The sequence below is a fragment of the Robertmurraya kyonggiensis genome (genome assembly GCF_005116465.1).
Classification (GTDB): domain Bacteria; phylum Bacillota; class Bacilli; order Bacillales; family Cytobacillaceae; genus Robertmurraya; species Robertmurraya kyonggiensis.
Genome location: NZ_SWBM01000002.1, coordinates 185,431 through 210,609, shown reverse-complemented (window position 1 = coordinate 210,609; position 25,179 = coordinate 185,431). Strand labels below are relative to the sequence as shown.

Genomic DNA, 25,179 nt, shown 5'->3' with positions numbered 1-25,179 from the left:
TTTCTTTCCCCTTTTAAAATAATTTCAAATACTGCCCATATCCCTCTTCTAAAAGCTTGTCTTTCGGTATAAAACGTAAAGCCGCTGAATTAATACAATAACGTGCGCGGTCTGGACCTGGACCATCATCAAAGATATGACCAAGGTGAGAATCTGAAGTCTTTGCTCGTACTTCAATTCTTCTCATGCCATGGGATGTATCAAATTTCTCTTCTAATTCTGTACGTCGAATGGGCTTTGTAAAGCTTGGCCATCCACAACCTGCGTCGTATTTGTCCAATGAGCTAAATAACGGCTCGCCAGAAATAATATCAACATATATCCCATCCTCGTCTGTATCCCAATACTCGTTTTGAAAAGGCGGTTCAGTTGCATTATTTCTCGTCACCTCATATTGAAGTGGCGTCAATATTTCTCGAAGCTCTTCATCACTTTTGACTTTGCTCCAAGTCTCCCGAATAAACTTCGCTCGCCCCGATCCTTGCTTGTACAAGTTGTAGTGAAAGGGATTCTTTTTATAATAATCCTGATGCTTTTCTTCTGCTTTGTAAAATGGGCCAGTAGGCAGAATTTCGGTCACAATCGGATTTTGAAAACGACTCACAATAGCTATTTTCGAAGCTTCCGCTGCTAGACGTTGCCCCTCGTTATGATAAAAAATTGCCGTTCGATAGGAGGAACCCCGATCATTAAATTGTCCTCCTGCATCCGTCGGGTCAACCTGCTGCCAATACAATTCAAGCAGCTTTTCATACGGAAATACAGCTGGTTCAAAGGTAATCTCAACCGCTTCATAATGACCTGTTGTGTCCGAGCATACTTCTTCATAGGTCGGATTTTCCGTGTGACCGCCTGTATAGCCTGAGATCACTTCTTTAATCCCTGGTTGCTCGTCAAATGGTGAAACCATGCACCAAAAACAACCTCCAGCAAAGGTTGCTTTTTCAAATTGATCCGTCATTCTTCATCCTCCTCGATCCACTTTTGAAACCATACGGCACATTGATACGGACGAATCCAGTCTGGGTCTCCGTCTTCTACCGCCCAGAAGGCGTATAGTATCGACAAAGCCAAAGCCGTTTTCAATAGCTTCAATCGTTCTAATCTTAATCCGTCGCACAGCCTGTTGATGCGAAGTTCCAATCTTTCTTGAGGATTATCCTTAAGCTGATTCGTTAAAAACGAGACCAAGTCAAAATAAGGGTTACCAATCACACCCTTTGGATCAATCGCGAACCAGCCATGGACATCCGAATATAAAATATTTTCATGATGCAAATCCCCATGTAAAAGCTCTTCATTCTCCGCAGAACTTTCTGCAAAATATTTCTGAGCCATTAACACTAGCTCTTCTGAAATTAAGCCCTCAAGTTGAGCCTTGCTATTTTGATAGCGAGAAAGACCTGTCATCCAATGTTGCAAAGAAGGAAATTCACCATCACTTGGCCTTGGTCGGCGAATAGCCTTCCACACTTTTATATATTCTTCAATAATCTGTTCCTCATCCTCTAGCTGAGAAAGCATCGTCCCTGGAATCAATTGTTCAAGAAGCATGACACCATTGTCGATATCCGTCTTCAATACCCTCGCACAACCGTTCCCACAATACGCTTCAATCGCACGAACCTCATTCGAGAAATCTCGACCAGCGAGTCCAAACTTTAAAATGCGAGGATTACCGTCCTCATTAACCACCTTCAGGACATAATTATAGGATAAGTTTGAAACAGGCCCTAGAGAAGTCAGCCCCCATTTATCTAAATATGTGGCAACAAGTTGTTCAAGCCCAGCTAACCAGTTAGAACCTTCTTCACGAAAAGCCCCTGTTATTTTGGCCCGAAACGTACTCGGAATTTCCATTTGATTCACTCCTTCTCAAAAGTAATCCCATACTTCCTCATTTTTGCATACAACGTGGCACGAGACATGCCGAGCTTTTTCGCAGTGATGCTCTTATTTCCATAGGTACTTTGAAGCGCTTCGATAATTCGTTCCTTTTCAAGTTGTGCTTTTTCAGCGGTAAGGGAAACTGATTTTACCTCTGTTGTCCTTGCGCCAAAATGAAAGAGCGATGAAACATCTACTTCCATAATCTGTCCATTGTCACTTAAAACAACTAGCCTTTCGATCATGTTACGGAGTTCTCGGATGTTCCCTGGCCAATCGTACTTACAAAGCAAAGATAATGCATGTGGCTCAATGGCGTAATCTTGTTTTTGATACTTGTACGTGAATTCTTCTAAAAAATCATAAATAAGATACGGAATGTCATCTCTTCTTTCTCGTAGTGATGGAATATCAATTGAAAAAACATTTAAGCGATAATACAAATCTGAACGAAAAGTTCCTTCAGCAACCATTTTGTCAAGCTGCCGATTAGTCGCTGCAACAATACGCACATCGATTTTTTTCGGAGCTAACCCACCAATCCGGTACATTTCCTTGTCTTGAAGCGCTCTTAAAAGCTTCACCTGCATTTCGAGCGGAAGCTCTCCGACCTCATCTAGGAATAATGTTCCGCCACTCGCCAACTCCAGCTTTCCTGGCTTTCCTCCTTTGGTCGCACCTGTATAAGCTCCCCCTTCATATCCAAAGAGCTCACTTTCAAAGAGCGCATTTGGGATGGCCCCACAGTTAATGGGGATAAACGGTTTGCCATTTCGCAAGCTTTTCTCATGAATGGCATGGGCAAATAATTCTTTCCCAACGCCACTTTCGCCAGTAATTAAGATCGTTGCATCGGTTTTGGCCATTTTTTTTGCCTGGTGAATGATTTGTTGAATGATTGTATTGATCCCTTTGATTTTTGAAAAAGGGTCATCATGCTGAAGCTTCATATGTTGCCTAAGCTGTTGTAATTCCTCTGAGGCTGAAGTAAGTCTCTCATTTAATTGAATGGTCGATGAGATATCTTTTTCCAATGAAAGACTCCCGATCACTTCATTATGTTCATTGTAGATTAGACTTGTACTAATGAGGACGTGCTTATCAGGTCGTGGAATATGGTAGACATCTCGCACGGCGATTCCCGTTTCCAATACCCTCAGATGCATCACATCCTCTTGCACGAAGAATTCTCTAATATTTTTCCCGAGTATCTCTTCTTTCTTAATCTGGTACGTGCTTTCCGCTGCTTCATTCCAATAAACAAGCTCTCCTTTTGTATTCACAACAGAAATGGCTTCTTCCGAAGAGGATAAAACAGCTTTTAAAGTTTGAAGCGCAAACTCATGATCCATGTATATCACCAACCTGTGAATTGTATAAAAACTATACACTATTAAACACTTTTGTTGATAAAACCATACAATTTTATATATAGGAAGTAAAGACTATTTTTTAGAAAGTTACAAATTACCTAACATTTTCATGTTTTTGAACTTTTGGCACGGTTTTTGCAATTATATTTAAACCAAGAAGACCATTAATTACGCTTAGACATACTCTAATAGTAAGCGATTGCTTGATTGGAAAATAAAGATTTATGGGGGAATTAAGATGATCGCAACTGTATCCAAGAATTTTTTTCTCTATCTTTCTCAAAATAAAGGCTTAAACCAGGCCGCTAAAAAATGGGGATTGAAGTTTGGTGCTGCACAGGTTGTCGCTGGGGTCACGATTGAACATGCGATGCAAACAGTTAAGGATCTGAACGAAAATGGAATCGTATGTACGCTGGACCATTTAGGAGAGTTTGTATCTAGTAGAGAGGAAGCAATCCAAGCAACCGAATACAATGTACGAACTTTAGAAGCCATCGGCAAAACAGGTGTGAATAGTAATTTATCCGTGAAAATGACGCAGCTTGGGCTCGATATTGATAAGGATTTTTGCATTAAAAACATGTGCCAAATTCTTGATGCTGCTAAGAGAACGAATAATTTCGTTCGCATCGATATGGAGGATTACTCCCATTGCCAGGTGACACTTGATATTTTAAGAGAGCTTCGTGAGGTTTATGGTTTTGATAATGTCGGTACCGTGATTCAAGCCTATTTACATCGTTCTCTTGATGATGTAAAAGACTTAAAAGGCATTCCGCTTCGCTTAGTAAAAGGAGCTTATAAAGAGGATCCATCCGTTGCCTATCAAGATAAGCCGGTTATTGATAAGAACTATATGAGGCTGATTGAAGAGCATTTATTGAGTGGAAGCAATACAGCAATCGCTTCCCACGATCATGAGATCATTGCCAAAGTTAAGGATTTTGTTAAAAAGAACAATATTCCGAATGACCAATTTGAGTTTCAAATGCTATATGGTTTTCGCACAGAATTACAGCAGAATTTAGTAAAAGAAGGCTACAAAATGCGCGTCTATGTCCCATTCGGTGACGATTGGTTCGGCTATTTCATGCGCCGCCTAGCGGAAAGACCACAAAACGTTTCGTTTGCGGTAAAAGGGTTTTTCTCGAAATAATAACGAAGAAGCTATCCTCCATATGCTTGGGGATAGCTTCGCTGTTTTTTGGTGAGTTTTTTATGGTTTCTTGTAGAATTGCCTCGCATGAAGACTACTTTTGCTTGAATCTCTTCAATCTTGTCCGCATGAATCGTTCATAAAGACACTAATGGCCGAAACTCCATGAACAATGTCCGCATGAACACGTCATAAAGACACTATTTGCAGAAAATCCATGAACAATGTCCGCATGAACCTTCCATGAAGACACTATTCGCTGTAACTCCATGAACAATGTCCGCATGAGCCTTCCATGAAGACACTATTCGCTGTAACTCCATGAACAATGTCCGCATGAAAATAGGGGCATTAAATTTGCATACCTTCTTGTAGGCACCGCATTATTTATTCTCAAATTCAAATCGGTCAGATAGCTCCGAAAGAGATTGGGACAATTGATTTAGCTTCATGCCAATCTGATTGGTGCCCTCCATTTGTTCGATTTGATTTTCGCTTAACGATAACATTTCTTCCGAGCTTGCCAATGTCTCCTGGGAGATCGAGGCAAAGTTAACGGTTACTTGTTCTAGCGTTGGTAAAATCGTCGCCAACTGCCCTAATTCCTCTTGGATTCCTTTGAGACGACTACTTTCTTCTTTTATTTCAGCCATTAATTCATCAAAAGATGATCTCGATTCATTTGCCATCGTTAAATTCGTCTTTATTTTCCCGTGCATATTAGCAAATTCCTCAGTCGCATCAATCGCGATTTTTTCCATGTTCCCAATGGCTAAAGACATTTCCACCGTCGCTTTACCCGATTGCTCAGCTAGCTTTCGAACTTCTTGCGCAACAACAGCAAACCCTTTTCCAGCTTCCCCTGCCCGAACCGCTTCAATCGACGCATTCAATGCAAGCAGCTTCGTTTGTTCAGAAATCCCACTTACTAAGCCAACAAGCTTGGTAATCGAACTAGAGAACTCTCTTACTTCATTAATCGTTTGCGTTAAATGTCCAAAGTCTTCCTCGAACTGAAAATTGCTCGTAATTAACTCGCGAATATGCGTTTCCCCATGCTTAGCAGTAAGATTCATTTTTTGAGAGCTAGTAAAAACAGACTCCATTTTCAGCATCATTTCTTCGATCAATCTCTTCATATCTTTAAAACTCTCCGCATTTTCACCCGAGCTACTTGCCGTTTGTTCGGCACCCATCTTCACGACATTAATGGCAGAAACCAAATGGTGACTAAAATCGAGGGTATTTTGAGAAGACTGCATCAGTTCTTCCCTAGTATCCTCTAGCTCCTTCGTCGTCCCCTTCAATTCTTGTAAAATTTGACTCATATGCGAAATCATTGATTGATAGCTCTTATGAAGGGATGTGATTTCTGGTACTGTTGTCTTCATCTCACTAGCCGCTTGTAGCTTACCATCACGAACTGCTCTCATCGTCTCTTGCAGGGTATTCAGAGGCTTCGTTACCGTTCTGACCAAAAGAAGAACAATCACCGTCGCAATCAAGATGCTCAGGCCAATCCCCGCTAGAATAAAATACACCATCTGATTAACTGGTCCCATATAGGAACTCGTTGGAATCAGCATCACATACGTTCCGTTAAGCTCCTTTATTTCACGGTACGTAATCGTATAATCCTGGTTTCCTACTTTTTCATGAATTAACCCGTTTTTAGAAGACGTAAGCTTCGTGATCAAACCTTTTGAAAGAGTAGGAACTTTTTTTTGACTGACCTTAAACGGAGTAACTTTCCCATCCGTTATATACAGCATCTCTGAGGAAACTCCATCTTTTTTCAAAAGCTCCTGTTGGGAGCGAACACTTGACTCAAGCTGTTGCTTAAAATATGCCTCGTCACTGACATAAACAAATTTTAAATTTTCAGCTGTGCTACTCATGATTTCCGTTTCTCGGATCAATCTTTTTTCAATTGTCTCCATTGTTGTATCTTTAGAGATCACATAGGCACTGGCCCCCACTCCCACAACAGCTAGGACAAGTAATGATACGAATAAAATGAACAATCTTTTCCCTAATGTAAGCTTCTGTAGAAAAGAATCTCTTAATCTCGCTAATGATTTTGACCTAGTTATCTTCAAGCTGTCACCCTCCATCATCCTACGATCAGACTATATGAAAAATTATACATTTGGTATGTAAATATAATGTAAAGAATGCGGATGTTACGTTAAGACAGTGTAAAGTTTGTCCATCTTTCATTCTTCTAAATTGTGTAAATAATCAAGCAAATGCTGTTATAATAGGATAGACGTACCTTTATAAAAAGGGGGTTTTTCTATGCTAGTGCTTTTAATTACTATGGTCGAGCGCCTCGGAATCCTTGTAATGATTGCATTCATCTTTACGAGATTTCGTTTTTTTCGAGATATGATTTACCAAGAAGAGCTTAATCGAAAGCAACAATTTACTGCTATTATTTTTTTCGGAGCGTTCGGGATCATCGGTACTTATTCTGGACTTACACTGAGTACGGATAGCCTTCAGTTTGATCTTTGGACAACAGACCTTCACTCAAACGAAGCAATTGCCAACTCCCGTGTTATTGGCGTGGTTATTGCCGGACTATTAGGTGGCTATAAGGTAGGAATTGGGGCAGGATTAATTGCTGGACTCCACCGGTTTACCCTTGGTGGCTTTACGGCCGTCGCCTGCGGACTTGCTGCCATCGTTTCAGGTATCATATCAGGCATGTTTCACAAAAAGAATAAGCATGTGAAATTAAGAACGGCTTTTTTAATTGGGTTCTTGTCAGAATCTGTCCAAATGCTGATTATTCTTTTTCTCTCACGCCCATTTGAAAAAGCAATGGCGTTGGTTGAGATTATAGGTATTCCGATGATATTGGCGAATGGTTTGGGATGCGCTCTGTTTCTCCTTATTATAAAAAATGTGATCAACGAAGAAGAAAAAGCTGGTGCTCTCCTAGCCCAAAAAACATTAAGAATTGCAGAAAAAACCCTTGCTCATTTAAGAAACGGTCTTACCTTGAAAACTGCTAATGAAGTTTGTCGAATTTTACATAAGGAATTTCATACAAGTGCAGTGGCTATCACAAGTTTGACTGATATTTTGGCCCATATCGGGCAAGGTCAGGACCATCACCGTGCAGATAGTCCGATTCAGACTCAAATTACATTGGATGCGATTCAAAAAGGGGAAATTACTGTTGCAAATCGTGAATTGATTCAATGTCGAACAAAGGGTTGTCCATTAGATGTGGTAGTGATTGCCCCATTAAAACAGAGAAATACCACAATTGGCACTCTAAAACTTTACTTCCATTCGGAAAAAGAAATTAACCCAGTAATTATGGAGCTCATTTCAGGAATTAGCTCCTTATTGAGCAACCAACTTGAAATTGCCGAGGTGGACAAAGCCTATCAGCTCGCAAAAGAAGCAGAAATTAAAGTCCTGCAGGCACAAATAAGCCCACATTTTCTTTTTAATTCTTTGAATACCATTCTATCTCTTATCCGTATTGAACCGATGAAGGCTAGGAAACTATTAGTGTTCCTTTCTAAATTCTTACGACAAAATTTGCAACTCACAACCGAAAGCGCTACCACACTTGAACAAGAACTAAAACATGTAGAGGCCTATCTTGCGATCGAGGAAGCTCGTTTTGTCAATAAGTTAAAAATTATTTATGACGTTGATGAAGCTGCACTCTATCAGGAAATCCCTCCTCTCACATTGCAGCCGATTGTTGAGAATGCGATTAAACACGGAATGATGAACAAAGAGAAGGATTTTATTTTGACGATTCGAATTCAAATTCAGGAAGCCATGATTCATGTCCATATCGAAGACAATGGGTGCGGTATGAGCCAAGAACGAGCTGAACTGATTAGTATTGCTCCCATTGATTCTCAAAAAGGAAACGGACTTGCCCTTTATAATGTAAACCGAAGACTGACCATTACATTTGGTGAGATTTCTTCTTTAAAAATAGAAAGTAGTGTGAATTCGGGAACAGCAGTCAGTTTCGCTGTCCCTATTGGCGAGGTGAGCCTAATATGACACGGACGATCAAGACCCTTATTGTCGATGATGAATTGTATAGTCGCGAAGAATTGAAGCATTTATTGAGCAGTTATCCTTTTTTCCAAATTGTCGGGGAAGCGGAATCTGGGGAAGCTGCGATCATGAAAACGATCGAACTTGCTCCAGATGTTGTTTTTTTAGATGTCGAAATGCCAAAGACTTCAGGAACAACTGCAGCAAAAGCTTTGATGGGACTAAAGAAAGTACCTATCATTGTGTTTGCCACAGCCTATCCGCAATTTGCAGCAGAAGCGTTCCGCTTGAATGCAGTGGATTATTTATTGAAGCCATATGATGATGAACAGCTAGAAGAAACGGTTGACCGCATCGAGAAAATCTTTTATCACGAAAAAGAATCTGAGATCGAGAGCTTTACCGGAAAATTAGCCGTTGAAGCAGAAGGGGAAATTCTTTATTTAGAACCTAAAGAGATCCTCTACATCATCAAAGATGATAAATTAACGAAACTGATTACTAAAACGAATGAATTTGAAACAAAATCCTCTTTGAAAGACCTAGAAAGTAAGTTGCTTAGCTATGGATTCTTTCGAATACATAAAAGCTTCTTAGTTAATTTAGAATATGTTACCCGTTTAACCCCATGGTTTAACGGTGCCTACCAATTACAATTGATTGGTCGAAAAGAACTTTTATCTGTTAGCAGAAACTATGTGAAAGCATTAAGACAACGATTAGAAATCAAATAATTTTTTCATGTCACGTGTGATGAATCATACGTGACTTTTGTTTTATAGGCACAAAACGTTCTTTATAATTAACGAAATATTGAGAAATTGTAAGAATTTTAAAGAAAATACGTAATAAAGTACTATTTTTGTTCGTTATTTAGAAAATATGAGCGAATTTGAGGTTTTTCATTTCTAGGATAATTGTCATATACTGTACAGGTAAGTTCGTTAAAAAGAACAAACCAACGAACATATCATGACTTAAGAGAAAGGACAGGTGATATGAAAAAGCTAGTAATTTTTCTATTTACATGTTCATTGTTGGTTGGAACTGCTTATGCAAGTTCGAATGTAAGTGAGCTTCTATCAAGCTGGTACAAGAATGAACAGACGAATAGCAATAACGCACTCTTTTCCAGCATAGCAGACAATATTTTAGACATCGTGATTTCCACAGCCAAGCAAACAGCGGAATTGAAAGAACAAGCTGCATCCACTCTCTCATCACTCTCCTTAGAAAAAAATGCAGATATGAAACAAAGTATCGAAAACTACCACAGAAACTATCAAACTCAATTACTTGAAACAGCAGAAAGCATTGATACAGAAACCTACTTTAAAGAGTATACAGAAACGAAAAAGGTCCAACTAGACTCAGAGCTTGATAAGGACATTGAATCCATGATTTCAGAGGTATTTGGTCACTAGGTTATGAGATTTACTCAGTAAATTTCTAATAAAAAAATTTAAAACATGAGAGGAAGTAAGAAAAATGAAATTAAACACAGTTAAAGGTAAAATCGTCGCAGGAGTCGTAACAGTTGGATTAGTTTCAGGAGTTGGAGCTGCTTTCGCAAGCACAGATATCGGAGCTCAATTACAAAGTTGGTACAATGGGAAATTTACTTCATCTGCAGCATCTATGGAAAAACCTCTTACAGATTATGTGGCAAGTAAAGCTGGATACATTTACAGCGAGGGTACTAAGATGGTTAATGGTGCAAAAGGTGCTATTAACGGAACTAGAGATACAGAAAAAGCTGATTCTGAAGCTACTATTAGCAATTCTGCTGATGAACGCATTGATGCATTAGTTGAGAAAAAGGGGATCATCTTTGATGGAATCGATGATCAGTTTGACAGTATCAAAGGTTATGCACTGACCCTATTAGATCAACTTGCAGCAGAAGGTGAAAGACAAGCTGATAACTACCTAAAGGGTGTTACTAATTCAACTGGAACTGCTGCTGTAAACGACGTTAATGACCATTTAACTAATGTTAAGAATGACGCTGTCGGTGAATTAAATGCGGAAATCGCAAAAGCAAAAACTGAATTACTTGGTGAACTTGAAAACCAGAAAAACCTTACTGTCGGTGAATTAAAAGCTGCAGTTGATGCGAAAATTGCTGAAGTTAAATCCGTTCTTGAAGGAAAACTTGCTGGGTATGTTTCAGCTCAACAAACACTAATCCAACAAAAAGCTGCTGATCTAGAAGCTGCTGCTGAAACAGAATTGGATTCTGCTGTAGCAACTGGTTTCCAAAACTAATAAATTTAATCTCTTCAAAAATATCAAGGGGTCTCATACCATTTGAGACCCTATTCCTTTATTAGGAGGAACTCTGATGGAAAGTAGATTTGAAAGATTCAAAAAGAAGAAAACTTCTCGTCCAATTCGATTCCTGCTTGCTAGCCTAATTTTATGTTTTGGAATAGGTGGAAGTTTTTCTATTGCTTTTGCCGATTTGGATATTAATTCAACAATCCTCAGCTGGTTCGATCGCCAAGGTACAAAATCCATTGAATCGATCGAGACTGCCATATCTTCTGAAAAAGAAATTCAATTACAACGTTTAAAAGAAGCCTTACAAACAGAAATGGCCGATGCGGAGCAACAATTAAACACTTTTACCGAAGCTGAAAAATTAGCGCGGGTCCAAGCTATCCAGGATTACGCCGATCAATTAATTGCCAATATGGATATTGATAACACTGAAGAAAAACAACAAATCGCAAGCCAATTTGATGCCATTTTAACGGCCGCTAAAAATGAGATGAATACTGTGCAACCATCTGCTAGCATTGAAGACACTACAGAAACGGGAGCTCCAATTGAAGAAGAAGCCCCATCTACTGAAATAAACAAATGATAAAGGATGATGTGACATGCGTGCAATCGGAGGAACTTTCCTACATGAGGAAGAAACAAAGGCAACGAAAAACCCTTGGTCTGAAGTCCTAAGTTGGGTCAAGTTTATTGCAATATTATTTGTTCTCTTCTTCATCTTCCGCTTTGCTTTAGGAATCATTATCGTCGATGGAAACTCGATGAACCCAACCTTAAAAAATCATGATGTCATTTTAACGAGCAATATCTTTTTTCAGCCTGAAAGAAATGATGTCATTATCATAAATACGAACGATGGTTATGATATTGTGAAGCGCGTGATTGCATTGCCGAACGAAACTGTTGAGATTAAAAATGGGATTGTCCTCATTAATGGGCAACCGTTAGAAGAGGTACAAACAGTTGGTGTTTCTAATGATATGGCTGAGGTTCTCGTCCAAGAAGGTACCTATTTTGTCATGGGGGATAATCGAACTCCAGGAGAGAGCTTAGATAGTAGAAGTAGCGAGGTTGGACTCATTTCACAAAACAATATTAAGGGAGAAGCCTTTATTTCCGTTTTCTCAATTAAACCACTTTAACTAATTGTCCCAAAAATTAAATATTTGAACCCAAGAATAGTAGATTTATCTATGGAACATTTGATATGGTTAATACACACACTAACCAATAAGAGGATTTTTTCATATGTTAAACAATCTGAAGTCTCTATTTCCAACTGCTATTTCAACAGATAACCCCCTTTTCGTTTCTGAACAGGGGCTTTATTGGTTTCAAGAAGAGAATTTCTTTCTTGGCATTCCAAAGTCGGATATTAGCGAGGAACAACTAGCCGTATTGACAACCTTATTTGAACTGGTCCGTCCTAATCAAGTTCAACTGACTGGCTCAGCAAAGGCATGGCACTCCTTCTTATTTCAAGAAGGTACCTTACCCTCTATCTCTAAACCGGTACGTTTCATTCAGTTACTGATCAATCAAAAAGAACAAGGCGTGGAAGACGCGATTCAGGAATTCTTTCATGACGCCCTCTCTTTTGTTTGGTTAGATGATTCGAATGCCATCATTATAGAAGAAAAGGCGGATGTTTCCTTCCATGAAGAAGAATTAGAGTCCATTTCTACTACATTAGAAAATGATTTTTATATTAAACCGAAATTTTACATTGGAAAGTTCCGACAAGAACCAACATTGCTCAAAGAAGCTTTCAAGCTTGAGCACCAACTCTTTGGAAAAGGAAGAACCCTTTTAACACAAGAAAAAGTGTATTCTTTTGAAAAGCTTTTTCCTGTTACACTCGCTAACGATCTTCCAGGAGATACGCTTACCCTTTTGGAACAAGATGTAAGCAAAACTCTGCAAGAGGATCCTGAGCTACTTCAGTCACTCGAGGTATTCCTAGAATATAATTTCAATGCTTCCCTTGCTGCAAAAAAGCTGTACGTTCACCGCAATACGTTACAGTACCGGCTCGACAAGTTTACTGACAAAACAGGGATTAGTTTAAAAAGCTTTCAAAATGCGTTTACTGTGTATCTCGCCTGCCTACTTGCCAAAAAATAGCCAACTTGCATAAAAAAGCGCATACATTCTTGTGCAAGCTGCCATTGTTTAAATTTATCAGCCCCTGTAAACTAGGAATGTAAACCTTTTCATACACAAAGGAGGCAATACTAATGGCAGAGTTAAAATTAGATCATATATTTAAAATTTACGACAACAAAGTAACAGCTGTAAGTGACTTCAACCTAGATATCCAAGATAAAGAATTTGTTGTATTCGTTGGTCCTTCTGGATGCGGTAAATCAACAACATTACGAATGATAGCGGGACTAGAGGAAATCTCTAAAGGTGACCTTTATATTGACCAAAAACGTGTTAACGATGTTCCTCCTAAGGATCGCGATATCGCAATGGTATTCCAAAACTATGCTCTTTATCCTCATATGACTGTATATGATAATATGGCATTTGGATTAAAGCTTCGTAAATTCTCAAAAGATGAAATTGATAAGCGCGTAAAAGAAGCTGCTAAAATTTTGGGACTTGAAGAATATTTAAAGCGTAAGCCAAAAGCTCTTTCTGGTGGACAGCGTCAGCGTGTTGCGTTAGGGCGTGCGATTGTCCGTGATGCAAAAGTATTCTTAATGGACGAGCCTTTATCCAATCTAGATGCGAAGCTTCGCGTACAGATGCGTGCTGAGATCGTTAAGCTTCACCGTCGTTTAGAAACAACAACAATCTATGTAACCCATGACCAAACTGAAGCGATGACAATGGCAACTCGCCTTGTTGTTATGAAGGATGGTATTGTTCAACAAGTAGGAGCACCAAAAGATGTTTACGAATCTCCTGAAAATATTTTTGTTGCAGGCTTTATCGGCTCACCTGCTATGAACTTCTTCAACGGGAAAATTGAAGAAGGAAGCTTTGTAATCGGTAATACAAAGCTTGCTATTCCTGGAGCAAAAATGAAAATGCTTCGTGACCAAGGTTACGTAGGAAAAGAAATCGTTCTTGGCGTAAGACCGGAAGACATTCATGAAGAACAAGTATTCATCGATGCTTCTCAAGGTTCAGTGGTGAAAGTTACTGTTGACGTATCTGAGCTAACGGGAGCAGAAACAATGGTGTATTCTTCTATCGAAGGTCAAGATTTCATCGCACGTATTGACTCTCGTAGCAATATTGCTGCTGGTGAGAACCTTGAGCTTGCCCTTGATATGAACAAAGTGCATTTCTTTGATAAAGAAACTGAATTAAGAGTTCGTCCAACGAATTAAAAATAAAAAACAGGCAAGTCTTCGTGACTTGTCTGTTTTTTACTTTAGGTGCTCGTTTAATACACTTTCCTCTAGCACAGAAAATTTATCCCCGTACACTTTTTCAATATGGTGTTCTCCCCATGTACACAAGGCATTCAAAATCGTCTCTAAGCTTTTTCCATATTCACTTAACTCATATTCCACTTTTGGTGGGATTTGATTATACGTAATGCGATTAATTACCCCATCTGCCTCTAACTCACGGAGCTGCTGTGTCAGCATTTTCTGCGTGATATCTGGCATAAGACGTTTTAATTCACTTGTCCGTTTCTTCCCATGGGTCAAATGACAAAGAATCACGCATTTCCACTTTCCACCGATCACTTCCAAAGTGGCCTCAACAGAAATATTATATTTCTTTTTCAATGTTCTTCCTCCTTTTTCTATAGGAACCTAAAAGTACCTATAACACTTTTTAGTACCTATATTACTTTAAAGTACGTACTTTTCTTTCGAACACATATGTTCCATAATAGCATTTGCCGGCTCAAATACAAATATTTTTAGGAGGAGATCATGTCTTTAGATAAGAAAAGAAGTACCTTGGCATTACTAGCATTGGCCGTAAGTGCATTTGCTATTGGTACTACAGAATTTATCAGCGTTGGGTTACTGCCTCTTATCGCTGAAGACTTACACATATCCGTTACAACCGCTGGGTTGACGGTTTCCCTATATGCATTGGGCGTGACGTTCGGTGCACCAATATTGACATCTCTAACTTCGAGGATGTCTCGAAAAACCTTATTACTTTGGATTATGGTTGTTTTCATTATTGGGAACACCCTTGCAGCGAGCGCAACAACAATTAGCATTTTACTTGTAGCGCGTGTGATTTCTGCTTTTTCCCATGGCGTTTTCATGTCAATTGGGTCTACTATCGCGGCCGACCTCGTTCCAGAAAATCGCCGTGCAAGTGCGATTTCAATTATGTTCACAGGACTTACAATCGCGACCGTCACAGGAGTCCCTTTTGGAACCTTTATTGGGCAACATTTTGGTTGGAGAATGGCCTTTCTTGTCATTGTCGCTGTAGGCATTGCGGCCTTTATTTCTAATAGTATCCTTGTTCCCTCTGATTTACAAAAAGGAAAACAGACTACTTTTAGAGAGCAGATCAAATTGGTTACCAATGGTCGCCTTCTACTTGTCTTTTTAATTACAGCATTAGGCTATGGCGGTACCTTTGTTGTCTTTACGTATTTATCACCAATGCTTCAGAGTATCACAGGATTTCATGCAGAAACGGTTGCCATTATTTTGCTGGTATACGGAGTGGCAATTGCGATTGGCAATACGATAGGTGGACGTTTAGCCAATCACAATCCGATTAAAGCATTATTTTATATGTTTTTAGTACAAGCTATCGTACTATTCATTTTATATTTCACAGTTCCATTTAAATTAGCAGGCTTAATCACAATTTTCTTAATGGGACTCATGGCATTTATGAACGTCCCTGGCTTACAAGTATATGTCGTCATCCTCGCAGAGCGGTTTGTACCGTCGGCAGTTGACGTAGCATCCGCCATTAATATCGCGGCCTTTAACGCTGGAATCGCCATTGGCTCCTACTTAGGTGGTATGATTACAGACTCAATTGGTCTCATTCATACTTCATGGATCGGAGCGTTGATGGTATTAATAGCAGCAATTTTATCATTATGGAGTAAAACACTAGAAAAAGCGGAGGTACATCAATCATGAATTTACAATCTACAACAACTTTATCTAACGGAGTAAAAATGCCTTGGCTTGGTATCGGGGTATTCAAGGTAGAAGAAGGTCCAGAATTAGTAAATGCAGTAAAGTTTGCCATTAAAAACGGTTATCGCAGTGTTGATACTGCAGCGATCTATGAAAATGAAGAAGGTGTCGGCCAAGCGATCCGCGAAGGACTTGCTGAAGCAGGATTTTCTCGCGAAGAGCTATTCGTTACATCAAAGGTTTGGAATGCTGATTTAGGCTACGAAGCTACGATTGCTGCTTATGAAACTAGCTTGGCGAAGCTTGGTCTTGATTATTTAGATCTATATTTAATCCATTGGCCAGTAGAAGGAAAGTTCAAAGATGCTTGGCGCGCACTAGAAACTCTTTATAAGGCAGGGAAAATCAAGGCAATTGGTGTAAGTAACTTCCAAATTCATCATCTTGAGGAACTAATAAAGGATGCAGAAATTAAACCAATGATCAATCAAGTCGAGTATCACCCTCGTATAACACAAAAAGAGCTTCAAGCTTTTTGCCAGGATAACGGAATTCAATTAGAAGCATGGTCTCCTTTAATGCAGGGACAATTATTAGATAACCAGGTAATTCAAGAAATTGCTCAGAAATACGGAAAATCCGTTGCTCAAATCATCATTCGTTGGGATTTACAAAATGGTGTTATCACAATTCCGAAATCAACAAAAGAGCATCGTATTATCGAGAACGCATCCGTGTTTGATTTTGAACTTTCTGCAGAAGAGATGGATCTTATAAATGAGTTAAATCAAAACCTCCGTGTTGGACCAGATCCAGACAACTTTGATTTTTAAAAAGGAAATTGAGCTGTGAATATCTGATTATTAAAGATTACCTGTGTGCAGTTCTCATGTGGACACTATCCATATGATTCTCTCAATAGTTGTCTTCATGACGCGTTCATGCGGACACTATTCACAGGTTTCCCACTATAGTTGTCTTCATGCAACACATTCACATACAAAAAACGTAAGAGCATTTCTTTTTAATGAGAAATGCTTTTTATTTTTGTTAAAAATAAATGGATATTTCAATAACAATGATAATATGACAATAAACGATATTAATTTATTGTAAAACAATAAAATATATGTTAAATTCGTATTGTCATTAAATAAGTGAGGTGTTTTAAATGAATGTTAAACGAGGTTCTACCACTTTCTTAAAGGTCATTATTTTTCTAGTTGGAATTGCAGTGCTTGCCAGTTGTATATATTTTTTGCCTGAAGCAGCCAGAAGAGACGCGATAGAGCGCCCAGGTGATTATTCGCTATATCCACTTTTGGTATGTGCATATGGAATATGTATTACGTTTTCTGTGGCGTTGTATCAAGGATTTAAACTTTTAACCTATATCGAAAAGAATAATGCTTTCTCTGAGTCATCTCTTCAATCTCTCAGGGTACTAAAAAAATGCACTTTTGCTGTCATTTTCTTCATTTTGTTAGCAATAGTTTATTTAAGGGTTCATGCTCAATTCACAGGTGATGATGCAGCAGGTCCAATATCTCTAGGTCTAATGGGCATTTTAGCAGCAAGTATCATCGCAGCCATTGTGGACGTGCTTCAAAAACCAATAAAGAATATCTTGGATTCGCAGCCAAAAAACAATTAACATTTTGAAAAATCGCAGTTTTTGCTGCTTTTCTCCAAAAGAGCTTTTGCAGGAAGCTATTAACATAAAATCAGAAAATGATTTGACGGTGTTTCAATAACCTTCCAGTTAGTGCAATAAGATTATTTACTAATTTTACCATGCAAACCGTTTTAAAAGCAGTGCGATTTCGGGTGTGAAATCCACTGCTTTTATCATTGTTTTTATATATGTTTTTTCCTACGTGGGTACTTCAAAGAGAACGGCTTAATCAAATATTGGGGGCTCTTTTTCAAATCATTATTTTAACGTACGCTTCAAGAACTCTCGTGTTCTCTCATGTGTTGGATTGTTGAAGATTTGCTCAGGACTTCCTTCCTCTGCTATAACCCCTTTATCCATAAACACGACGCGATCCGAAACTTCCTTTGCGAATTCCATTTCGTGCGTTACAATTAACATCGTTAAGCCTGTTCCAGCTAGTTCCTTAATAACCTTTAATACTTCTCCGACCATTTCTGGATCAAGTGCTGATGTTGGCTCATCAAAAAGCATTACATCCGGCTCCATTGATAACGCTCTAGCAATTGCTACACGCTGCTTTTGTCCACCGGATAATTGCTTCGGTTTTGCATTAATATACTTATCCATGCCAACCACTTTTAGATACTTCATCGCAACCTTTTCCGCTTCTTCCCTTGAACGCTTTAGCACCTTAATTTGTCCAACCACACAGTTATTTAAGACGTTATGATTATTAAAAAGGTTAAATTGTTGGAAGACCATGCCGAGGTTCTTTCGATAAGCAAAAATATCGTGCTTATCATCTAGAATATTTTCTCCATGAAAAATAATTTGCCCGCCGCTCGGCTTTTCTAAGAGATTGATACAACGAAGAAGTGTTGATTTTCCAGAACCCGAAGAACCGATAATACTAACAACTTCTCCTTTGTTCACAGAAAAATCAATATCCTTTAATACCTCATGTGTTCCGTAGGATTTATTTAAATGCTGCACTTCAATGACTTTTTCCATTCGCTCTCCTCCCTCCTTACATTTTTTGATTTACGTCTATTTCTTCTTTAAGCATTGTGTAATTGTCCGGTCCATCTAGTTTTCTTTCAAAATACAATAATATTCTTGTCACAATAAACGTCATAACAAAATAGATCATACAAGCCACAAAGAATGACTCAAAATATCTAAAGTTGTTTCCAGCCACTGATTTCGTTAAGAAATACAGTTCTGAAACGGAAATAACGTTCAAGACAGAAGTATCTTTAATATTAATAACAAATTGGTTTCCTGTTGCCGGTAAAATATTGCGGATCACCTGCGGCAAGACAACATTCATCATCGTTTGAAAATGATTCATCCCGATCGCTTGTGCCGCTTCAAATTGCCCTTTATCAACAGAAACAATTCCGCCACGGACGATTTCAGCCATATAAGCTCCCGTATTTATCGAAACAACAATAACCGCCGCTACCATTACGTTCATGTCGATATTGAACGCAAGTGCTGATCCATAATAAATGACCATTGCTTGGACAATCATTGGTGTTCCGCGGAAAAATTCGATATATATTGATAAAACCACATTAACAATTTTTAAAAGTACCTTTTTCATTCCCCGTTCTGGTACAGGAATAGTACGAACTACGCCGGCAAATAATCCTATGATGGCACCTATGATCGTACCAATCAATGCGATATAGAGCGTCATCCCTGCCCCACGAAGGAACATTGGCCAGTTTTCCGAGACGATCTTTACGATCCATTCAAAGCTCATGTTTCTCCCCCATTTGATGTTTCTTTTTCAAGTCTAATACTTCACATAAAACCGACTGCATCGTAGTGACACAGCCGGAAATGTTAATTTTTATTGTGCAGCCGGTTGATTTTGAATGGCTGCATCCATCAACTCTGTACGCTCTTCATCAGAAATCCCTGATAAAACTTCATTAATTTTTTCCGTTAACTCACTGCCTTTTTCAAGTCCAACAGCTGTGTTTGTATCTTCTGGAGACGTTTTGAAACCATCTTCAAATTCAACCATGACAAAATGTTCATTTGCACTAGAAGCACTGATTCCTTCAGGACGTTCAGAAACGTATCCATCGATAATGCCTGATTCAAGCGCTACACGCATTGCTGGGAAGTTATCCATTGCTGTTTGTTTTGACACACCATTAATTTGGTCAATCACTGAATAATGGAATGTGTTCAATTGAGCTGTGATTTTTGCGCCTTTAAAATCTGCAATTGAAGTTGCTCCTTCGAATTTGCTACCTTTTTTCACAACCATTACTAACTGTGAGCTATAGTAGTTATCTGAGAAGTCGATTGTCTTTTTACGTTCTGCAGTTGGAGACATCCCCGCAACAATCGCATCAATTTTTCCTGAAGTCAACGACGGCACAAGTCCATCCCATTCTGTTTTCACAATCACAAGCTTTCTCCCTAAACCATCAGCGATTTTTTTCGCGATTTCTACATCATAACCGCCTGCATATTCCCCAGTACCTTCAATTTTTACTGCTCCATTAGAATCGTCATTTTGTGTCCAGTTAAACGGAGCATATCCTGCTTCTAGACCCACTTTAAATGTATCTTCATCTGCTGAACCAGATTTATTTGCACTCTCACTTGATCCACAACCAGCTAATAGAATAATAGCCGAGAATAATAATACCAATAATAATGATGCTTGCTTTTTCATTCTCCTCTTTCTCCTCCTATATCTGCATAGGCATTTATACAACAAAAAACGACCTGAGATATACTCAGGTCGCAATATGTATAGTTGCCCTAAAGTCCTCTCTTTTCCCTAGTTGAGATAGCACAACTCAGTAAACTTGGGGAGTCCACTGAGACAGTCCTGCAGCTCTTAACTGCAGACCCAGCAAGTAATACTTGAGAAATATTACTCACTTCGGCGATATTTCCTTCTCCTTAGGATCATTGCTTCTCAAAGCTCCTCTAAAGACTGTTAAACACCGCGCCTCTACCTCACTGTTCAAAGTGAGGTTCACTATTAAATTCTATATTTAGGTTACATTTACTGTCGGATTCTGTCAACCTTTGAATAATAAATAATTATTTCCATATATTATCAATTTCTCTTTTTGACGATTTCTGAATGGTAGCTATTAAACAATTTTAGCGATAGATTTTTGGAATATTCTTGGGATTCATGAATAAAAGCGGCAAGTACAGGGCTGATATAATTACTTGTACGAAGCTCTAATCCTAAATTTTGATAAATTTGCGGGCTCAAGTAAGCCGCATTGACTTTTGTGAGTGTAGTCGGAATCGCCATCTCCGGAAGTATAGTATTACCAACCCCCTCTTGAACCATTGCGAGGATCGTCGCAATATCACGGACCTCAAATTGAATAGATGGAGAAATCTCTTCATTGACAAAAATTCGACGAATAATATCGCTACATTCCTTTAGCATAATGAACGGTTCATGGGCAATGTCTTTTAGATTAATTTGCGACTGATTACTCAATGGGTGAGACTCCGGTACGAAGACAACCATCTTATCTTGAAGAAGTGGCTCAAATTCGAATTCAGCCTTCTCCTCCATCACAAGACCAACGTCTACAACAGATAGTTGAAGCCAATTCCGAACCTCTCCATAACTCCCTTCGTAAAGAACTACGTCCACGCCTGGAAATCGTTTTTTAAATGTAGCAATGATTCCTGGTAGTAGCTTCGATGCCATACTGGAAACGCTACCCACACGAACACTTCCTGTCTCGATTTCTGTGATGCCGGCGGCCTCATGATAAATTCTTGTTTTTATGGCGAGCATGTCTCGAATTAGACCTGCGATGCGTTCCCCTACTTCTGTTAAGCTCACACCATTTCGATTGCGATTCAACAACTTTACATTTAACTCTGATTCTAGCGCTGCCACCGCTTGACTCACAGCAGATTGCGATAGCCCGATTTGCTCCCCTGCACGTGTAAAACTCCCAGCATCAACAACCTTTAAGAATACTTCAAATTGAAATAAAGTCATGCATTTCTTTCCTCCATCCATTAGTAATCACTTATGAATCTGATTAAATATATTAATTTTACTTATATCATAAACCGTCATATACTACTAACAAATCAAGGAATATAAAGAAAGGATACGTGAAAAAATTGAACTATGTTCCAAATGCAGTTGGAGAAGAAATTCATAAAGAAATTCAAAGCAGTCATTTCGTTTTAGTTGATTGCTGGGCACCATGGTGTCCTCCATGTAAAAGGATTGCACCTATTTTAGAAGAACTAAATCAAGAATATGGATTAAAGATTGTAAAAGTGAATGCAGATGAGAATGAGGATTTTATTAACGAATACGAAGTGCTAGGTTTACCCACATTATTGCTCTTTCAGGACAATCAGCTAGTAAAGAGAGTAACTGGTTTTCAGCCAAAAGCAGTTCTGGTTGAAGTATTAACAGAATTAGGATTTATTACGTGTGACTTGTGAAATGAATAAGACGTCTTCCGTTTTACGGGAAAACGTCTTATAAATTTTACCTTCTAGTAGATTCTCGTTCTACCAACTCTACTTTTAATAATACATTTTCACCACAAACCTCATCTGGGTTTTCAATGAAATGGATTAACTGATTGGTTGCTGTTTCACCAATTTTATCAATTGGTTGTTTGATTGTACTGATTTCCGGATGAACAATTTCCGTAAGTCGTATACCGTCAAACCCCATGATCGCTATATCCTCTGGAACAGATTTTTGATGGGCTCTAAAAGCTTTTAATGCACCGATCGCCATGAGATCGTTCGCATAGAAGATTCCGTCAACATCTGGATGCTCTTGCAGGAGTTTCTCGGTCTGTGCTGTACCACTTTCCAAAGTGAAATCCCCTTCTAACACTATCGATGTCATTTTTGTATTAGAGATGACATTTTGATACCCCATCAGGCGTTCCTGTGCTGGATAAAGAGAATTCGGACCACTGATATGGGCCACCTTTTTGCAGCCAATCTCAAGGAGGTGACGAACCGCTAAACGAGCACCCTCAAAATTGTCCACGTGTACTGAATTAGAATGTTCTGGGTGAACAGCCCTGTCAATTCTCACAAATGGAATTTCCATTTCATCCAAGTATCTACGAGCCTTTTCATTTAATTCAGACTCCGCCATGATAAAGCCGTCAATATACTTGCTTTGGAAATGGTTCCAGAAGTCGAGATTTTGTAATTCCTGTTCGTTCGTGTTGATGAGCAGTAAGCTATAGCCTTTTGCCTTCGCTACCTTCTCAATCGAATTGACCAACTCAGGGAAAAAGGGATTTGTGATATCTGGAGTGACGAAAGCGATAGTATTTGATTTTTGTTTTGCCAGCCCTCTTGCGATCGCATTTGGGGTATATTGAAAACGCTCCATCACCTTTTGAATCTTTTTCTCCGTTTCTGGACTTGTGTAACTATTTTTGTTGAGATATCGAGACACCGTCGCGACCGAAACACCCGATTCTCTAGCTATATCTCTAATCGTTACTTTTTTTCTGCTCACAATAGATCTCCTATAAAAATATATTTACCAATATATTACCATACGCCAAAAACGTTATGACCGAACCTCTACTTTTTCAAATGTACAAGCTCCAGATTCAGCTAAAGCAAATCCGAACATACCTGATTTCCATGTTTCATCGACATGCGTGAAAACTTTTTCCCCATTTATTGAGAAGACGATTTTTGGACCACGAACCTCTACCTCAAATTCATAATTTCTTCCAAGTTCCCATTCGTATTCAACCGTTATTAAGGGTTTTAAACCGAAGTCTCGTAGCTCGAGCGATACATTCCCAACTCCACTGAATCCAGCTTGATAATACCGCTGGGTTCCTTGAGCACGGAATACAAGAGCATGATGCGTTCCTTGCGTTGGCGTAAGTGCAGCTCGAATCACTCCGTCCCTCATATAGTAATGCCCAGTGAAGGATGCACAGTCCTTATCGCATTCTGCAACCATTTTGCCATTTTCAAGATTCCATTTCCCACGGTGATGAGCAAAAGGTGTCACACTCAAAAACTCGACGGCTTGTTTAGAAAAATCAATATCATAGGTCGCTGATCCATAGATGTGAAATTCGTCTACAAAAAGCTTTCCAAATAATCGTTCGGTTAAGGTAGACGGACTCTCAATGACAAATCCAACTTCATCGGCAAAAGAACCATTTGTATCAGGAATGACAAATTCAAGCGTTTGCCATTCTTGCTCCTTTAGCTCCAGTTGATATTCTTGAACTTCAACGATTTCCTTTGTGAAAGTATTACGGATATAAGGGGTGACATACACTTCACTCCCTTGATATTTCTCCAAAAATAGTTTCATAGATACGGTTTGACCGCTGTACGCCTTCGGAGCAAACGTTGGTTTATATTTTTCATCGTTAAATTCTTCTCTTCGATAAAATGTTTGATAATAAACTCTGCTTTTATCTCCTTCATACATCCGATCAATGAAGATTTCAAGTTTCCCTGGCGTTTGGAAGCCCAACTCGTCATTAGCCTTCAAAATGTTCTTAAAGGGGAGACTCGTTTGGAATCCATGGGTCGACCCTGGAAGAATAAAATCAAAATAAACGTCTTCTTCTTTATAGCTGTTCGTAAGCCACTCAGGTGCCACTTCTTCAGCCAAGCGATAGCCTAACAGTGCCAAGGATTTAACAAAGGTTGGGATATCTAAAATATTCAAATAGCCCGAGACACTTGAAGTCACAATTGTATCGTTGATGGGCTCGCGGTATTTTTCCGGAATCCCTTCAATACCTACCATGGTGCCCACAATTGAACCGACATTTCCTGCATTACAATCCGTATCCCATCCGCAAGCGGTTGCAATTTCAATAGTCCGTGCCAGATCGCCTTTACCATAATAAAGGGCTAGAACACAAACACCGGCATTTGGAATGATATGACATACTCCAGGGTATTTATCATAACCCCATTCTTTTTCAAGATAGTCTCGACATTTCCAAAAATCATCTGGATGCTTTTCGTATACTTTTTGTACTGCACGAACCACTTTGGCGTACGTAGAATCAGCAGGAATTTCGGCTAGACCTCTTTCAATGATGTCTGAAATATTATCTGTACTAAAAGCACTCGCAATACAGGCTGCGATAAAACGGGCACCATACAAGCCATTTTTATCATGAGAAACACTAGCTGCGATTTCTGCATAATCAGCCGCCTTGGTCGGATCATCCGGCCACAGCCAGCCCCATGTATCGATAAAGATTTGCCCACCGATTTGCTCTGCCATGATTAAACCATTCGTTTCAGCTGAACCCGATTGAGGAGCAGGAATACCTCTTAGTAGATTCAAATAAGCAGTGTGTTCGGTGCTAATTCCGTCTCCACCCCACCAAAACATACCGATGCCTTCTCTCGAGTAATTCAACCAAGCCTTCGCCACATCTTGAGGTTCTAGGTCACGATTAACTGCATCATCAAGTAGGGCACGCAAGAAAAATACAGGGCCGTTTGCATCATCATCTGCTGAGAATATTTTGTTATCCTTTAAATATCCATTAACTTCCCCATACACTTCGTGAATCATCTCGGGTGTCCATTCCGTTGGTTCGACGGGAGCACCTAATCGGATACCAGCGTTCATCCCTAGAAATCCGGCATATACTTTTTGTAAATAAACGTTTGGTATCGCCATGTCAT

The 25,179-nt window shown here is 39.2% G+C and carries 23 protein-coding genes, 1 pseudogene and 1 riboswitch; of the genes and pseudogenes, 13 read left to right on the top strand and 11 right to left on the bottom strand.

Going from position 1 to position 25,179, the window contains the following annotated elements; all coding sequences use genetic code 11:
- Nucleotides 1–13: 13 nt before the first annotated feature.
- From msrA to FA727_RS12215, 3 genes are read right to left on the bottom strand one after another with little or no spacing between them, the layout of a single operon-like run.
- Nucleotides 14–961, bottom strand: coding sequence for a peptide-methionine (S)-S-oxide reductase MsrA (msrA, locus tag FA727_RS12225; protein WP_136831234.1), 948 nt, complete (start codon nt 959–961; stop codon nt 14–16).
- Nucleotides 958–1,860 carry an aminoglycoside phosphotransferase family protein gene (locus tag FA727_RS12220; RefSeq protein ID WP_136831233.1) on the bottom strand — a complete coding sequence of 301 codons (903 nt, stop codon included), beginning with the start codon at nt 1,858–1,860 and terminating at the stop codon, nt 958–960. The genes msrA and FA727_RS12220 overlap by 4 nt, the downstream gene beginning before the upstream one ends.
- Before the next feature lie 5 nt (nt 1,861–1,865).
- Nucleotides 1,866–3,239, bottom strand: a complete 1,374-nt coding sequence (locus FA727_RS12215; protein WP_136831232.1) for a sigma-54 interaction domain-containing protein — start codon at nt 3,237–3,239, stop codon at nt 1,866–1,868.
- Between the two features lie 259 nt (nt 3,240–3,498).
- Here FA727_RS12215 and FA727_RS12210 point away from each other — a divergent pair, with 259 nt between their 5' ends.
- Nucleotides 3,499–4,419, top strand: coding sequence for a proline dehydrogenase family protein (locus tag FA727_RS12210; RefSeq protein ID WP_136831231.1), 921 nt, complete (start codon nt 3,499–3,501; stop codon nt 4,417–4,419).
- A gap of 383 nt (nt 4,420–4,802) precedes the next feature.
- Here the strand turns inward: FA727_RS12210 and FA727_RS12205 are convergent, their stop codons facing one another.
- Nucleotides 4,803–6,518, bottom strand: a complete 1,716-nt coding sequence (locus FA727_RS12205; protein ID WP_246041852.1) for a methyl-accepting chemotaxis protein — start codon at nt 6,516–6,518, stop codon at nt 4,803–4,805.
- 199 nt (nt 6,519–6,717) lie between these two features.
- Here FA727_RS12205 and FA727_RS12200 point away from each other — a divergent pair, with 199 nt between their 5' ends.
- The 8 genes from FA727_RS12200 (at nt 6,718) to FA727_RS12165 (ending at nt 14,087) form a co-directional block, all read left to right on the top strand.
- Nucleotides 6,718–8,460 (top strand): LytS/YhcK type 5TM receptor domain-containing protein, encoded by a 1,743-nt coding sequence (locus FA727_RS12200; RefSeq protein ID WP_136831229.1) that lies wholly within the window; start codon nt 6,718–6,720, stop codon nt 8,458–8,460.
- Nucleotides 8,457–9,191, top strand: coding sequence for a LytR/AlgR family response regulator transcription factor (locus FA727_RS12195; protein WP_136831228.1), 735 nt, complete (start codon nt 8,457–8,459; stop codon nt 9,189–9,191). The genes FA727_RS12200 and FA727_RS12195 overlap by 4 nt, the downstream gene beginning before the upstream one ends.
- A 264-nt stretch (nt 9,192–9,455) precedes the next feature.
- Complete coding sequence (locus FA727_RS12190) at nt 9,456–9,881, top strand: hypothetical protein (protein ID WP_136831227.1); 426 nt, start codon at nt 9,456–9,458, stop codon at nt 9,879–9,881.
- Nucleotides 9,882–9,945: 64 nt separating this feature from the next.
- Nucleotides 9,946–10,725, top strand: a complete 780-nt coding sequence (locus tag FA727_RS12185) for a hypothetical protein (RefSeq protein WP_136831226.1) — start codon at nt 9,946–9,948, stop codon at nt 10,723–10,725.
- 76 nt (nt 10,726–10,801) lie between these two features.
- Complete coding sequence (locus tag FA727_RS12180) at nt 10,802–11,326, top strand: hypothetical protein (RefSeq protein WP_136831225.1); 525 nt, start codon at nt 10,802–10,804, stop codon at nt 11,324–11,326.
- A 16-nt stretch (nt 11,327–11,342) separates the two neighbouring features.
- Entirely contained in the window at nt 11,343–11,885 is a 543-nt protein-coding gene (gene lepB / locus FA727_RS12175; protein WP_136831224.1) for a signal peptidase I, read from the top strand.
- 106 nt (nt 11,886–11,991) lie between these two features.
- On the top strand, nt 11,992–12,867 hold the full coding sequence (locus tag FA727_RS12170; RefSeq protein WP_136831223.1) for a PucR family transcriptional regulator: 876 nt from the start codon (nt 11,992–11,994) through the stop codon (nt 12,865–12,867).
- Nucleotides 12,868–12,980: 113 nt separating this feature from the next.
- Nucleotides 12,981–14,087: an ABC transporter ATP-binding protein gene (locus FA727_RS12165; RefSeq protein WP_136831222.1), complete on the top strand. Its 1,107-nt coding sequence runs from the start codon at nt 12,981–12,983 to the stop codon at nt 14,085–14,087.
- A gap of 39 nt (nt 14,088–14,126) precedes the next feature.
- On the opposite strand, the gene FA727_RS12160 is transcribed toward FA727_RS12165, so the two are convergent.
- Complete coding sequence (locus FA727_RS12160) at nt 14,127–14,495, bottom strand: winged helix-turn-helix transcriptional regulator (protein ID WP_126408280.1); 369 nt, start codon at nt 14,493–14,495, stop codon at nt 14,127–14,129.
- Nucleotides 14,496–14,645: 150 nt separating this feature from the next.
- On the opposite strand from FA727_RS12160, the gene FA727_RS12155 reads away from it, so the two are divergent.
- The 3 genes from FA727_RS12155 (at nt 14,646) to FA727_RS12145 (ending at nt 17,490) form a co-directional block, all read left to right on the top strand.
- A complete protein-coding gene (locus FA727_RS12155; protein ID WP_136831221.1) occupies nt 14,646–15,836 on the top strand; it encodes an MFS transporter in 1,191 nt (396 codons plus the stop codon).
- Complete coding sequence (gene pgoN, locus FA727_RS12150) at nt 15,833–16,669, top strand: glyoxal/methylglyoxal reductase (protein WP_136831220.1); 837 nt, start codon at nt 15,833–15,835, stop codon at nt 16,667–16,669. The genes FA727_RS12155 and pgoN overlap by 4 nt, the downstream gene beginning before the upstream one ends.
- 338 nt (nt 16,670–17,007) lie before the next feature.
- The gene (locus FA727_RS12145; protein ID WP_136831219.1) at nt 17,008–17,490 is read left to right on the top strand and encodes a DUF2975 domain-containing protein; all 483 of its coding nucleotides are present in this window, start codon (nt 17,008–17,010) and stop codon (nt 17,488–17,490) included.
- Nucleotides 17,491–17,769: 279 nt separating this feature from the next.
- Here FA727_RS12145 and FA727_RS12140 read toward each other — a convergent pair whose 3' ends face one another.
- The 4 genes from FA727_RS12140 to FA727_RS12125 all read right to left on the bottom strand — a co-directional run bounded on the left by FA727_RS12140 (nt 17,770) and on the right by FA727_RS12125 (nt 21,502).
- On the bottom strand, nt 17,770–18,504 hold the full coding sequence (locus tag FA727_RS12140) for an amino acid ABC transporter ATP-binding protein (RefSeq protein ID WP_136831218.1): 735 nt from the start codon (nt 18,502–18,504) through the stop codon (nt 17,770–17,772).
- 16 nt (nt 18,505–18,520) lie between these two features.
- Nucleotides 18,521–19,261 (bottom strand): amino acid ABC transporter permease, encoded by a 741-nt coding sequence (locus FA727_RS12135; protein ID WP_136831217.1) that lies wholly within the window; start codon nt 19,259–19,261, stop codon nt 18,521–18,523.
- Between the two features lie 90 nt (nt 19,262–19,351).
- Nucleotides 19,352–20,191, bottom strand: a complete 840-nt coding sequence (locus FA727_RS12130) for a transporter substrate-binding domain-containing protein (protein WP_136831216.1) — start codon at nt 20,189–20,191, stop codon at nt 19,352–19,354.
- A gap of 110 nt (nt 20,192–20,301) precedes the next feature.
- Nucleotides 20,302–20,487, bottom strand: a riboswitch (Lysine riboswitch).
- 97 nt (nt 20,488–20,584) lie between these two features.
- Entirely contained in the window at nt 20,585–21,502 is a 918-nt protein-coding gene (locus FA727_RS12125) for a LysR family transcriptional regulator (protein ID WP_158318847.1), read from the bottom strand.
- Between the two features lie 77 nt (nt 21,503–21,579).
- On the opposite strand from FA727_RS12125, the pseudogene trxA reads away from it, so the two are divergent.
- Nucleotides 21,580–21,963, top strand: a pseudogene (trxA, locus tag FA727_RS12120) (thioredoxin); the annotation flags it as partial.
- Nucleotides 21,964–22,009: 46 nt separating this feature from the next.
- On the opposite strand, the gene FA727_RS12115 reads toward trxA, so the two are convergent.
- Together FA727_RS12115 and FA727_RS12110 are read right to left on the bottom strand one after the other, a co-directional pair.
- Nucleotides 22,010–23,011 (bottom strand): LacI family DNA-binding transcriptional regulator, encoded by a 1,002-nt coding sequence (locus FA727_RS12115; protein ID WP_136831213.1) that lies wholly within the window; start codon nt 23,009–23,011, stop codon nt 22,010–22,012.
- 54 nt (nt 23,012–23,065) lie between these two features.
- Entirely contained in the window at nt 23,066–25,174 is a 2,109-nt protein-coding gene (locus FA727_RS12110) for an ADP-ribosylglycohydrolase family protein (protein WP_136831212.1), read from the bottom strand.
- Nucleotides 25,175–25,179 lie beyond the last annotated feature (5 nt).